The organism is Paenarthrobacter sp. NPDC057355, from assembly GCF_042667405.1.
GTDB lineage: Bacteria > Actinomycetota > Actinomycetes > Actinomycetales > Micrococcaceae > Arthrobacter.
In genome coordinates, this window is record NZ_JBHVAL010000009.1 from 66,024 (window position 1) to 78,166 (window position 12,143).

A 12,143-nucleotide genomic window follows, 5' to 3' on the forward strand; every position below is an offset into this window, starting at 1 on the left:
GCTTCCTGGGACACAGGAGCGCGTCCCAGGTTGGTGGCCGCCATGGCGAGGCGGCCGGCCGCTTCCGTACCGCTAAGCAGGCGGCAGGGAGCGAAATTTTGGAATCAACTAGATCTTGGTGACCTGGTTGAAGGCGAGCGTCACCGGGGTTTCGCGCTCGAAGATCGAGACCAGGACCACCAGGGTCTGGGACTCGGGCTTGATCTCGGAGATCGTTGCCGGCAGGGTCTCGAACGGACCTTCCTTGACGATGACCGACTCGCCGACCTCGAAGTCGACGGCCACGGGAGCCTGGTTCTGCTTGTTGACCGGCTTGCCCTGCTCTGCCTGCTCTTCTTCGAAGACCGGGGCGAGCATGGAGAAGACCTCGTCAAGGCGCAGCGGAACCGGGTTGTGGGCGTTGCCCACGAAGCCGGTAACACCGGGAGTGTGACGGACGGCGCCCCAGGAGGCGTCGGTCAGGTCCATGCGGACCAGCACGTAACCGGGAATGCGAACGCGGTTGATGACCTTGCGCTGCGCGTTCTTGATCTCGACGACCTCTTCCATCGGCACCTGGATCTCGAAGATGTAATCTTCCATGTCCAGGGTCTGGATGCGGGTCTCAAGGTTGGCCTTGACGCGGTTTTCGTATCCGGCGTAGGAGTGGATGACGTACCAGTCACCCTCCTGGCGGCGCAGCTTGGCCTTGAATTCCTCGGCAGGATCAGCCGGCGCTGCAGCAGCAGCGGCCGCGAGCTGGTCGCCGTCGGCCTCTTCATCAGACTCTTCGTCCACGTCGGCCTCGAAGTCCTCTTCGGATTCCTCGGCGTCGACGTCGGCAGATTCGGGCGCAGCGGAATCAACCTCGGACTCTTCCACAGCCTCAGCTGCGGTGCCCTCGGATTCTTCCAGCTCAGTCTCGTTTACCTCGAGCTCCTGCTCAGACACTTGGTCTCCTGCTTCCTCATTGCCTAACATGCCTATTTAAATGGCTCAATTCCGCAAACCCCACAAAATTCCAGGCGTACCGGAAAATTTCGCACAGTTTGCGGACAGATCCGCTTAGCGGTCCGTGGCGCCTGACCCACCGAAGACCCAGCTGACTCCCGTGCCGAAGGCGAGGTCCAGCAGGGTGACAATGACCATCATGATGACCACGAACACCAGCACCACGAGCGTGTAATTGATCAGTTCCTTGCGGGTGGGTGCAACAACCTTCTTCAGTTCGCCGATGATCTGGCGTACGAAGAGTGCAATACGGGCGAAGAAGCCGCGTTCGGCTTTCTTGGCGGGACGGCCCTTCGAGCTGCTGGCAGCTGTTTCGGTCACCTGGTCCTCACTCACCTTGCAAAGTCGTTGACCCGACTCTGATCAGAGCCATGGTTGCTGCGCGTGTTCCGGCGTTTCCGCCGGAACAGCTTGCGCAGGGCAGACAGGACTCGAACCTGCAACCTGCGGTTTTGGAGACCGCTGCGCTACCAATTGCGCCACTACCCTATGGATCGAATCCATGTTTCAGGCCGCACTTCAGCCTGCGATGCTTTTCAACACCGGTGAACCAGTCTACGCAAGAAATTCGCGATAGTCGAACCGGCTCGATTCCGGGGCTCCCAGTCCGCTTTTACGCCTGTGACCAGCACCATCAGTCACAAAGTAAGGCGGTCACGCGGGAGCTCCGCAGAACAGCATAAGGTAGTTTACGTCGAATCCCATCATCCAGCCCACGAGCTGCCTGCGAAGAACGGTACATAGATGTCTGCCGGAACAACTGCCGCCCGCATTTCACAGCGAATCTCAGCCATTGCCGAGTCCGCCACCCTTGCCGTTGACGCCAAGGCCAAGGCACTGAAGGCCGCGGGTCGTCCCGTGATTGGTTTCGGTGCCGGCGAACCCGACTTCCCCACCCCCGACTACATCGTCCAGGCCGCTATCGAGGCAGCCGGCCAGCCCAAGTACCACCGCTATTCCCCCGCAGGCGGTCTCCCCGAGCTGAAGAAGGCCATCGCGGACAAGACCCTCCGGGATTCGGGCTACAAGGTTGATCCTTCCCAAGTCCTGGTCACCAACGGCGGCAAGCAGGCCGTGTACAACACCTTCGCCACGCTGGTTGATCCGGGCGACGAGGTCATCATTCCCACTCCGTTCTGGACCACCTACCCGGAGGCCATCCGCCTCGCCGGCGGCGTTCCCGTTGAGGTTTTCGCCGGCCCGGAGCAGGGCTATCTGGTCACCGTGGAGCAGCTTGAAGCAGCAGTAACGGACAAGACCAAGATCCTGCTGTTCGTCTCCCCCTCCAACCCCACCGGCGCCGTTTACAGCCCGGAGCAGGTCGCGGAGATTGGCAAGTGGGCCGCCGCCAAGGGCCTGTGGGTCGTCACCGACGAGATCTACGAGCACCTGACCTACGACGGCGTCGAGTTCACCTCCATCGCTACGGCAGCCCCGGAGCTTGGCGACCGCGTTGTGATCCTCAACGGTGTAGCCAAGACGTACGCCATGACCGGATGGCGCGTGGGTTGGATGATCGGCCCGGCCGACGTCATCAAGGCCGCCACCAACCTGCAGTCGCACGCGACGTCGAACGTCTCCAACATCATGCAGGTCGCTGCCGCCGCTGCCCTCACGGGCCCGCTCACCGCCGTCGACGAAATGAAGCTTGCCTTCGACCGCCGCCGCAAGGCGATTGTCGCCGGACTCAACGCGATTGACGGCGTTGAATGCCCGACGCCGACAGGCGCCTTCTACGTGTACGCGGACGTCCGCGGACTGCTGGGCAAGGAATTCGAGACCTCCAATGGTCCCGTCCGCCCGAGCACTTCGGCTGAACTCGCGGCCCTGATCCTCGACGAAGTCGAAGTAGCCATTGTTCCGGGCGAGGCGTTCGGACCCTCCGGCTATGTGCGGCTCTCCTACGCGCTCGGCGACGACGACCTCGCCGAAGGTGTCCGCCGGATCCAGGAATTCCTGGGCAAGGCCAAGTAACAGCTTCACTTTGATGGCAGTCAGCCCCCAGGCAACCGAAACAGGTTGGCTGGGGGCTGATTTGTTTTTTGACGGGGGACCGGTAGCCGCCGCCGTGTACCGCCACGACCTGCTTTGCCTGGATTCGATGCCCGGCACGCCCAACCCACGGCGGGTCGAGGCACCTTGGCTGTTCAAAGTCAGTGGCAGGGGTACGCCCGCTGGTGTGTCGTGCCCCTTTGAACAGCAACCAGCCTCCAGGCCACCGGAATGGGTTGGCCGGGGGCTGACTTGTCGTCGAACCCGTGAGCAATCCTCACCCGGAAGCGACGCCGTCAGTCTCGTGCCGCCGTCGAGCGTCCGCCCAAACACCCGGAACGTGAGCGAGCGTGCCGCCCAAGCACGCGGGACGTGAGCGAGCGACCCGCTCAACCACGGGGGACGTGAGCGAGGGTTAGAGGAGGCGGCGCTCGGCTGCCCACTTGGTGAGCTCGTGCCGGCTGGAGAGCTGGAGTTTCCGCAGCACGGCCGACACATGGGTCTCCACGGTCTTGATGGAGATGAAGAGCTCCTTGGCGACTTCTTTGTAGCTGTAGCCCCGGGCAATAAGCCGCATGACCTCGAGCTCCCTGGCGGACAGCTTGTCCAGTTCGTCGTCCGCGATGTCCGCGGGAGCGGTTCCGAAAGCATCCAGGACGAACCCTGCGAGCCGGGGTGAAAACACGGCATCGCCATCGGCAACGCGGATGACGGCGTCGGAAATTTCCTTGCCGGATATGGTCTTGGTGACGTAACCACGGGCACCGGCACGAATCACGGAGACCACGTCCTCAGCGGCGTCGGAAACACTCAGGGCCAGGAAGCTGGTGCTCCCCAGCAGAGCCGCGGACCCGGCGATGACCTCGCGGCCGCCGCCACCCAGCCCGCCGGGAAGGTGAACGTCGAGGAGCACTACCTCCGGCCGGGTCTCGGCGATCACGGCGATGGCTTGCTCCACCGTTCCTGCTTCACCCACCACGTGCATGCGACCGTCCAGATCGGCTTTCAGGCCGGAGCGGAAAATGGTGTGGTCATCCACGATCACCACCCGCACGCTGCGCGCTGTACCGCCTTCAGGATTTCTAGTCATTGTTTCGTGTCTCCATTCCGGACTTCAGTAACCCGGGCCTCGCCGTTCCGGCCTTCGCCCATCTCTGGATTTGCTGATGGCAGGGCCAAACGCACTTCGGTTCCATCGCTGCTGCTGTTGATCACTGCTGTTCCGCCGTGCCTCTTCATGCGTCCGATGATCGATTCCTTCACACCCAGCCTGTCATCGGGGATGGCCTCGATCGCGAAGCCAGGCCCCCGGTCCTTGATGAAGATCTCCGATCCGGCCTCGGCGCTCTCCAAGTAGACCGAAACAGTGCCACCGCCGTGCCGGGCAGCGTTGAGCATGGCTTCCCTGGCAGCCTGGACCAAGGCCTCATGCCTGTCCGTCATATCGGAATCGCCCACTGTTACTACTTCCACGGCCTGGCCGTGGGCGTCCTCCACTTCTGCGGCAACGGCCTTGATGCGTTCTGCCAGCAGGCCGGATTCCTTGGCGGGATCGCTGAAGAGCCACGCCCGCAGTTCCCGTTCCTGGGCCCTTGCCAGGCGAAGGACATCCTGTTCGGAGCCGGCTCGCCGCTGGATGAGCGCCAACGTCTGGAGAACGGAGTCGTGCAAGTGCGCGGCGATCTCGGCCCGCTCGGTTTCCCGGACGCGGCCGGCGCGTTCTGTTTCCAGGTCCTTCCAGAACTTCAGGCCCCATGGCAGCAGCACCAGGGCAACACCGCCAAGGACTGCAATGGAGGCCAACAGCGCCAGCCAGGTTTGCTCCCACGATCCGGAGCCGGACACCATGACCAGGACGCCGGCCACCACCAGCGCCAGGCCCGCCGCCAAGCGCACCCAACCGCCGGCCTGGTCCGCCTTCGTCTTGTCAACGAGACCGGCCCGGCGCGTTTCATCGAGCTGCATCCAGGCAATCGCGGCACCACCGAGGATTGCAGCTGCGGGAATCAGCGTGCCCAGCGGGACGTCCACGCCGAACTGGCGGGCAATCAGGATCGCAGCCACCAGGAGCAGTGCCGCGCCAAGCAGGATTTCCTTGCCGTACTGGATTTTGCGGAAATTGAACCACGAGGCCAAAGAGCTGCCATCCCACCATTGGCTGGACGGGTCCGAGGAGTCAGCCACCCCGGCGGCGGTGCCATCGCTGCCAACCCAACTGCCGGCTGCCTGGCCGTTCACCGCCGGTTCGGCCACAGCCGTCGGTGCCGCTCCGGCGTCGTAAGTTTGTTGCCGGCGCACCGTCACGACGCCGGCAGTCGGCACGGGCGGCAGGCTTACGGCAGGAGCAATGGGCGACGCCGGTCGGCGGGCATTGCGCTTGGCGGCCTCATCCGCGGTGGGGACCATGGTCCACAACCACGCGTAGAAAGCCACACCCGCCCCGCCCGCGAAACTGGCCAGCACCATCGCGAGCCGCACGTACTTCACCGGCCACCCCAAGTGATCGGCCAGGCCGCTGCAGACGCCCGCGATCATGCGGTCGCTGCCGCGGACCAGCTGGGGACGTTCGATGGCGGTTGTCATGTACCAATCCAAGCACGGATCAGGGTTCCCCGAACCGGATTCCGGCCGGGTCAGGGGCTCTCTCAGGGATCATTCAGGGTATCCCCCAGTAGAGGTCCGGCAGGGTTGGACGGCAGGATCGAAGTATGAACGCGAACAGCATGAACCCAGAGGAACCCGGAACGCCTGGCACCGCCGGCACATCCGGCTCCAGCGCTACACATGGTGCCTCCACGGGAGCTCCCGGCACTTCTTCGGACCAGCCTTCTGCCGGAGCCTCCGCCGGGACAGGTCCGGCAGCCGGCAAGTATGCGCCAACAGGTGAAGCATCCCAAGGTTCCGAGCAGAACTTCTTCGACTGGATCCGCAACCTGGGTGTCCGGCGCGGACCTGATCGCTGGATCGGTGGGGTCGCCAGTGGAGTTGCCCACCGGTTCGGCATCGATCCGTTGATCGTCCGCGGCGTCTTCATTGTGCTTGCACTATTTGCCGGTATCGGGGTTCTGCTGTACGGCATCGCATGGGCACTCCTGCCCGAGCCTGATGGACGCATCCACGTCCAGGAGGCAGCAGCCGGACGCTGGTCGGGTGGCATGACAGGTGCTTTGATCACCACCATCATCGGCTTTCCGAGCCTGGGCCGCGGATTCTGGGGTTGGGGCTGGAACGGACTTCCCGGCCTGTTCTGGACCGTGTTCTGGATAGGCGGCGTGAGCTACCTCGTCTACTTCCTGGTTCAGCGGAACAAGGGCGCGAAAGCATCCGCGTCCGCCGGTTCGCAGAACTACACCGCCGCCTACTCAACCACTCCTACGGCGGGCACCAACACCGGAGTTCCGGTCTACGGCGCTTCCGCTCCGGCGGGCCCACGCAGCGGGGTTTACGGTTCAAGCGGCTACGGCGCGCCGGGCTACGGCGCGCCGGGCTACGGTGCGGCCGGCCACGGTGCGGGGCCGGTCCCGCCATCCGGTCCGGTCCCGCCGTCGGGGTCCGTCCCGCCGTCGGGCCCCCGTCCCCCGTACGGCTCCACTCCCCCACAGGGGTGGGCTCCGAAGCCGCCCGCCCCCAAACGCAAGGGACCTGGCGCGGCCATGGTCGCGGTCTCCGCGGGTGCAGCGCTGTTGGCCGGAGGCACGCTGAAAGCGCTCGACGTCGGACACGTCATTGATTTGGGCAACTCGGCAAACGCCGTGGTGTGGGCAACCGGCGCTGCCGTCCTGGGCCTGGGCATCCTGGTTGCGGGACTCCGCGGGCGGACCTCGGGCTTCCTCGGCTTCCTGGCCATAGTTGCCTTGGTCATTGGGGGCATCTTCAATGTAGTTCCCCGCAACGGTGAGCGGTTCACGTTCCATGACGTCAACTGGGCACCCACCAGCGTTGAACAAGCGCGACAAGGCATCGACATCACAGGAGCCCAAGGCACTGTGGACCTCAGCGACATCACAACCACACCCCCCTTGATCTCGGAGGTTCTTGTACCCGTAGACGCCACCGCGAGCAACGTCACTGTCTTCATCCCCGACAACGTCCCAGTGGAGGTAAGGGCTGACATGACCTTCGGCAACCTGAACGAACGTGGAAGCGACCGTGGAGGTCGGTTGAAGGACGACCGTACCATCTACAACACCGGGAAACCCGGTGCCAACCTGGTGGTCCAGATCGACGGAACCTTCAGCAACGTGACCATCAAGGAAGGAAACTGACATGAGCACCAACGAGCCAGCCAAGGAATCCGCATCCTCTCCCACCGAGCCGTTGCCCAAGGGCGCCCGGCCCACCGAAGCCCTCCCAAAGCCCACGCTCCAGGAGATCCCGCTTACACCGCAGTTGGAGCCAAGCTTCCGGGTGGAACACCCGGAAGAGGATGAACCCCGGCAGGCCCGCATCGGCACAGTGGTATGGGGGCTGATCGTGGTGGCGCTGGCAACACTGATCATTATTTCCACTCTCGGCTGGGTGACGCTGAACGGCACGTACGTGCTCATCGGCCTGATGATCGGAGCCGGTGCCGCCTTGGTGGTGGGCGGACTCCTTTCAACGCGCAAGGGTTCCTCGAAATCCAAGAAGCCCGCCGCGTGACCCGCCCGATCCACGTGACAAAGCAACCGCGACAGGGAAGTGTGTAGACATGGACAAGTTCTTCAGCATCGTCAGGGGCCTCGGCCTGAAGCGCGGACCACAACGCTGGCTGGGCGGCATTTGCGGAGGCATCGCCGCCAAACTCAGGGTGGATGTGGCTTACGTCCGGGTAGCATTCCTGCTTTTCTGCCTGCTTCCCGGGCCGGCTGTGGTGGTGTACATCCTCGGTTGGCTCATCCTGCCGGACCAGAACAACAAAATCGCCCTGGAATCCTTCCTCAGTCAACGCTCCCGGTAACCACCCGGGAGCAGAAGCGCCCCGCTGGCCGGCGGGGCGCTTCTGCTGGTTTCGACCATGTTTCCACTACCGCACACGCGGGCTAAAAAGTAACCATTTGTGTCCCACCCCACATGCCTGTCTACAATCATGGGGAGCTCAGCGTGGCGCTCTTGCACGTATTCCTCCAAGCCATGAGTGAGCAAACATGAAAATTGGCATTCTTACCAGCGGTGGCGACTGCCCCGGACTCAACGCAGTGATCCGCGGATCGGTCCTCAAAGGCATCGCCATCCACGGCCAGGAATTCGTGGGTTTCCGTGACGGATGGCGCGGCGTGGTGGAGGGCGACATCATCGACATCCCCCGCACCATGGTCCGCGGTATCGCCAAGCAGGGTGGAACCATCCTGGGAACTTCCCGGACCAACCCCTTCGAAAACGGCGGCGGCCCGGACGTCATCAAGGCCCACATGGAGCGCCTTGGCATCGATGCCATCATCGCCATCGGCGGTGAAGGAACCCTGGCCGCAGCCAAGCGCCTCACGGATGCCGGCTTGAAAATCGTTGGCGTACCCAAGACCGTGGACAACGACCTCGACGCCACTGACTACACCTTCGGCTTCGACACCGCCGTCCAGATCGCCACCGAGGCCATCGACCGCCTGCGGACCACGGGCGAATCCCACCACCGCTGCATGATCGCTGAGGTCATGGGCCGCCACGTCGGATGGATCGCCCTCCACGCAGGCATGGCAGCCGGTGCCCACGCCATCCTGATCCCGGAGCAGAAAGCCAGCATCGAACAGATCACCGAATGGGTGCAGGAGGCCCACGACCGCGGACGTGCGCCGCTGGTGGTTGTTGCAGAAGGCTTCGTCCCCGACCACATGGAATCCCCGCACTCCGAGCGCGGCCTGGATACCTTCGGCCGGCCCCGCCTCGGTGGAATCGCAGACCAGCTGGCCCCCGAAATCGAGGCCCGCACAGGGATTGAAACCCGCGCCACGATCCTCGGACACATCCAGCGAGGTGGCGTACCCACGGCCTACGACCGCGTCCTCGCGACCCGCCTTGGCATGGCCGCCATCGACTCCGTGGTGGAAGGCCGTTGGGGAACCATGGTGGCCCTCAAGGGCACGGACATCTCGCACGTCGGCTTCGAGGAAGCCCTGGGCAAGCTCAAGACCGTGCCGCAGCACCGTTACGACGAAGCGTCCGTATTGTTCGGCTAGGCTGAATCCATGACTCTGGAGCCCACGTCCGCTGCAATCATCCAGCTGGCGTGGGCCCGCCGTTTGGGTTTCGACGACGACGCTTTCGCCGGCGCCGCTGCCGCCCTCACCTCTGGTGGGACTGCTCCGGGCTCCCCCATCCGCAGGATGACCCGCGTTGATGACTCAGCGCGGGCAGTGGTGTTCCTGCGGTTGTTTGGCGTTTCGGCCTTGGTCGGCCCCCAGTGGGCGTTGGACGCAGCCGAGGATATCCCCGATACCGAGCTCGCCCAGCATGTGACCTTGTTGACCCTCACCCGTTCCCACGGCGGGCACGGACTTGGATCATCTGCGTTGTTTTTCGCCGATGACCTGCCCTTGCAGCAGCCCTCCGAGGACCTGACAGTCTCGCACGGCAACCCCGAAGCCATCACTCTGGAAGGACTGTGCCCGCCGGACGACGTGAATGAAGTGGGGCTACAGGGTCTGGAACACCGCTTCACCATCATGCATCCGGAAGAGGAACAGCCCACTCCAGTGGCGTGCGGAGCCTACGGCGAGTGGGAGGGCATCCTGGCCAACATGGGAGTGCTGGTCGCTCCCCCGTGGCGCAGACGCGGAATAGGAACGTTGGCTGCCTCCATCGCCGCCCACGAAGCACTCGCTGCCGGGCTGACCCTTCAATGGAAGGCCGACGTCAGCAACACCGGAGCACTCGCGATGGCACGCAGCCTTGGCTTCGCCACGGGCGGGCTCCACGCGAGCGTGCTCCTGGGCTGACTCCCCCGGGTCCGCCGTTCCCCCCGTTCTCCCGCGAGTTTTTGTACAGCTAATGCCCTTTAGAAGGCTTCTTAAGGGCATTAGCTGTACAAAAACTCCATAGGCTAGTGCTGGACTTGGGGGTTAGTTTCCTTGGCTTCGGCTACTTCGGCCTGCGGCGGCTTGGCGCCCCAGCCGGATACCGCCTTTGGCTTACCGAAGAACAAAGCGACGACGGCGGCCAGCAGGATCGCGCAGGCGGGCAGCAGGATGGACTGGCTCATCGCCGTCGAGAATCCCGCGTGCAGGAACTCCGGCAGGGTGCCGTCCATCGATGCCTCGCCGACAGGTGCTCCGGACGGTGCCGCCGGGAGCTCAGCTGCCAGACGCGACTGAATCAACGCAGCGATTGCGGCGGACCCGAGCACTGCACCGATCTGGCGCGTGGTGTTGAAGACGCCGGATCCAGCACCAGCCTGGCGCGGTTCCAGGTTGCGGGTGGTCGCATTGGACACCGGTCCCCAAATGAAGGCGTTGGCGATACCCTGCAGCGCGCTGGGCAACAGGAACATCCAGATGGGCGTGTCCGGGCCAAGCAACGAAGCAGTCCAGAAGAGGGCTCCGGACAGGCAGACCAGTCCGAATGCGGCGAACCAGCGGGGGTTGGCGCGGTCGATCAGCTTTCCCACGAACGGGGCCAGTGCGCCGGAGATGACTGCCATTGGAATCATGAGCATTGCCGACTGGGTGGGCGTCAGGCCCCGGACTGTCTGGTAATAGAAGATGGTGGGCAACGGGAAAGCCGTCACCGTGAAACCAACGGCCATGATGGTGGTGTTGCCCAGGGAGAAGTTCCGGTCCTTGAACAGGCCCAGGGGAAGCAGCGGTTCGCCGCCACGACGCTCCAGTATCCACTGCCAGAGAACAAAGACCACAAGGACTGCAAGGCCGGTGATGATCAGGCCCCAGACCGAGATGAATCCGTTGACCGTGCCCCACTTGTAGGTCTGGCCTTCCTGGATTCCGAAGACCAGCAGGAACATGCCCACGGCCGAAAGGACTACGCCAAGAATGTCGAACGAGTGGCTGTGCGTGGTCAGCTTGGGAACGAACCGGGTCACCAGGATGAAAGCCACGACGCCGATTGGAACGTTCACGAAGAAGATCCACTCCCAGCCGAGGCTGTCCACCAAAACGCCGCCCAGGATCGGGCCGACAAGCACTGCCATGCCTGCGGTTGCGCCCCACAGGCCCATGGCTGCACCGCGGCGGTCCGGGGGGAAGATACGCGTAATGACTGCCATGGTTTGCGGAGTCATCATGGCAGCACCGAAGCCCTGGACTGCCCTTGCAGCGATCAACATGGTCACGTCGCCGGAAAGGCCGCACCAGAGGGACGCCAATGTAAAGACGACCAGGCCCATCAGGTACAGGTTCTTGGGGCCGAAACGGTCACCCAGCCTGCCGGTAATGAGAAGTGGCACTGCGTAGGCCAGCAAGTAGGCGCTGGTTACCCAGATGACGGCGTTGATATCAGTGTTCAGGCCCTCCATGATCCGCGGATTCGCGACCGACACAATGGTGGTGTCGATAAGGATCATGAAGAAGCCAACCACGAGTGACCACAGCGCGGGCCAGGGTTTAGCTATGTTTTCCAAGGGGTTCCTTTGGCTTGTTTGAAAGTTCGGTAAGGGCAGGGCGGGGTTCGTCCCAAGGCAGCTGCCCCGTGCCCAACTCCTCCAGGAGACCGCGGATCCACGCGATCTCGGTTCGAAGCATGGCTTGTTGATAGGTGATGTCGATCCAGTACTTGCGGTCGAGCCCCTTGGCTGTGACGGCCTCCTCCGCGTGGAGCAGGAAGTCGAGCTCGGCGTTCAAGGCAACCACGCGCTCCTCCAGGAGGCCGGCCACCACATCCGCCGGAAGGTGATGGGCTTCGGCTATGGCATGGGGAAAGACGGGGTACTCGTTGATGGGCGTGGCCAGCATTGCCTGAAGCCGCGCGTCCAAGGCCGCGTGTCCCGCCTGGGTGATCCGGTAGGTGGTGCGTTCCGGACGCTTTCCTTCCCGGCCGGTCCCTGTTGCCTCCACGAGTCCGTTCTCCTCGAGCCGGCCCACTGCGTGATACAGCGTGCCCGGACGGACTTTGACCAGCCGGTCCTCATGGCGGGCCATGAGGACCTGGTACATCTCGTAGGGATGCATTGGCTGTTCGGCTAGAAGTGCCAACGACGCTACGCCAAGCGGCGTCAACCCAGCACTTTTGGCCAT

The 12,143-nt window shown here is 63.6% G+C and carries 12 protein-coding genes and 1 tRNA gene; 6 read left to right on the forward strand and 7 right to left on the reverse strand.

The genetic code is table 11. The features are described 5' to 3' along the window. Positions 1-108: 108 nt before the first annotated feature. The 3 genes from nusG to ACFUOZ_RS12115 form a co-directional block, all read right to left on the reverse strand. Positions 109-930: a transcription termination/antitermination protein NusG gene (gene nusG, locus ACFUOZ_RS12105; protein ID WP_377548286.1), complete on the reverse strand. Its 822-nt coding sequence runs from the start codon at positions 928-930 to the stop codon at positions 109-111. Positions 931-1,044: 114 nt separating this feature from the next. Then, complete coding sequence (gene secE, locus ACFUOZ_RS12110; protein WP_144659401.1) at positions 1,045-1,326, reverse strand: preprotein translocase subunit SecE; 282 nt, start codon at positions 1,324-1,326, stop codon at positions 1,045-1,047. Positions 1,327-1,406: 80 nt separating this feature from the next. Then, positions 1,407-1,479, reverse strand: a tRNA-Trp gene (locus ACFUOZ_RS12115). A gap of 255 nt (positions 1,480-1,734) precedes the next feature. Between ACFUOZ_RS12115 and ACFUOZ_RS12120 the strand changes: the two genes are divergently transcribed. Next, the gene (locus ACFUOZ_RS12120; protein WP_377548289.1) at positions 1,735-2,964 is read left to right on the forward strand and encodes a pyridoxal phosphate-dependent aminotransferase; all 1,230 of its coding nucleotides are present in this window, start codon (positions 1,735-1,737) and stop codon (positions 2,962-2,964) included. 433 nt (positions 2,965-3,397) lie between these two features. Here ACFUOZ_RS12120 and ACFUOZ_RS12125 read toward each other — a convergent pair whose 3' ends face one another. Together ACFUOZ_RS12125 and ACFUOZ_RS12130 are read right to left on the reverse strand one after the other, a co-directional pair. Next, positions 3,398-4,072 (reverse strand): LuxR C-terminal-related transcriptional regulator, encoded by a 675-nt coding sequence (locus tag ACFUOZ_RS12125; RefSeq protein ID WP_377548291.1) that lies wholly within the window; start codon positions 4,070-4,072, stop codon positions 3,398-3,400. Then, positions 4,069-5,565 (reverse strand): PspC domain-containing protein, encoded by a 1,497-nt coding sequence (locus ACFUOZ_RS12130; RefSeq protein WP_377548293.1) that lies wholly within the window; start codon positions 5,563-5,565, stop codon positions 4,069-4,071. Before ACFUOZ_RS12130 ends, ACFUOZ_RS12125 begins: the two co-directional genes overlap by 4 nt. 125 nt (positions 5,566-5,690) lie before the next feature. On the opposite strand from ACFUOZ_RS12130, the gene ACFUOZ_RS12135 reads away from it, so the two are divergent. From ACFUOZ_RS12135 to ACFUOZ_RS12155, 5 genes are all read left to right on the forward strand, one after another. After that, positions 5,691-7,247: a PspC domain-containing protein gene (locus ACFUOZ_RS12135; RefSeq protein WP_377548295.1), complete on the forward strand. Its 1,557-nt coding sequence runs from the start codon at positions 5,691-5,693 to the stop codon at positions 7,245-7,247. A 1-nt stretch (position 7,248) separates the two neighbouring features. Then, entirely contained in the window at positions 7,249-7,623 is a 375-nt protein-coding gene (locus tag ACFUOZ_RS12140) for a hypothetical protein (RefSeq protein WP_377548298.1), read from the forward strand. Positions 7,624-7,672: 49 nt separating this feature from the next. Next, positions 7,673-7,921, forward strand: a complete 249-nt coding sequence (locus ACFUOZ_RS12145) for a PspC domain-containing protein (protein ID WP_377548300.1) — start codon at positions 7,673-7,675, stop codon at positions 7,919-7,921. 187 nt (positions 7,922-8,108) lie between these two features. Then, positions 8,109-9,134, forward strand: coding sequence for an ATP-dependent 6-phosphofructokinase (locus ACFUOZ_RS12150; RefSeq protein ID WP_363933274.1), 1,026 nt, complete (start codon positions 8,109-8,111; stop codon positions 9,132-9,134). A 9-nt stretch (positions 9,135-9,143) separates the two neighbouring features. Next, positions 9,144-9,893, forward strand: coding sequence for a GNAT family N-acetyltransferase (locus ACFUOZ_RS12155; protein WP_377548302.1), 750 nt, complete (start codon positions 9,144-9,146; stop codon positions 9,891-9,893). Positions 9,894-9,997: 104 nt separating this feature from the next. On the opposite strand, the gene ACFUOZ_RS12160 is transcribed toward ACFUOZ_RS12155, so the two are convergent. Both ACFUOZ_RS12160 and ACFUOZ_RS12165 read right to left on the reverse strand, forming a co-directional pair. Further along, positions 9,998-11,530 carry a DHA2 family efflux MFS transporter permease subunit gene (locus tag ACFUOZ_RS12160; RefSeq protein ID WP_377548304.1) on the reverse strand — a complete coding sequence of 511 codons (1,533 nt, stop codon included), beginning with the start codon at positions 11,528-11,530 and terminating at the stop codon, positions 9,998-10,000. Continuing rightward, on the reverse strand, positions 11,514-12,143 hold the full coding sequence (locus ACFUOZ_RS12165) for a PadR family transcriptional regulator (protein WP_377548306.1): 630 nt from the start codon (positions 12,141-12,143) through the stop codon (positions 11,514-11,516). The genes ACFUOZ_RS12160 and ACFUOZ_RS12165 overlap by 17 nt, the downstream gene beginning before the upstream one ends.

Bases quoted from the DNA above. Each gene is read 5' to 3' on its own strand.
- ACFUOZ_RS12125 (WP_377548291.1), bottom strand. From the start codon at position 4,072: ATGACTAGAAATCCTGAAGGCGGTACAGCGCGCAGCGTGCGGGTGGTG.
- ACFUOZ_RS12120 (WP_377548289.1), top strand. From the start codon at position 1,735: ATGTCTGCCGGAACAACTGCCGCCCGCATTTCACAGCGAATCTCAGCC.
- ACFUOZ_RS12150 (WP_363933274.1), top strand. From the start codon at position 8,109: ATGAAAATTGGCATTCTTACCAGCGGTGGCGACTGCCCCGGACTCAAC.
- ACFUOZ_RS12165 (WP_377548306.1), bottom strand. From the start codon at position 12,143: ATGGCCAAAAGTGCTGGGTTGACGCCGCTTGGCGTAGCGTCGTTGGCA.
- ACFUOZ_RS12140 (WP_377548298.1), top strand. From the start codon at position 7,249: ATGAGCACCAACGAGCCAGCCAAGGAATCCGCATCCTCTCCCACCGAG.
- ACFUOZ_RS12135 (WP_377548295.1), top strand. From the start codon at position 5,691: ATGAACGCGAACAGCATGAACCCAGAGGAACCCGGAACGCCTGGCACC.
- ACFUOZ_RS12155 (WP_377548302.1), top strand. From the start codon at position 9,144: ATGACTCTGGAGCCCACGTCCGCTGCAATCATCCAGCTGGCGTGGGCC.
- ACFUOZ_RS12145 (WP_377548300.1), top strand. From the start codon at position 7,673: ATGGACAAGTTCTTCAGCATCGTCAGGGGCCTCGGCCTGAAGCGCGGA.
- ACFUOZ_RS12130 (WP_377548293.1), bottom strand. From the start codon at position 5,565: ATGACAACCGCCATCGAACGTCCCCAGCTGGTCCGCGGCAGCGACCGC.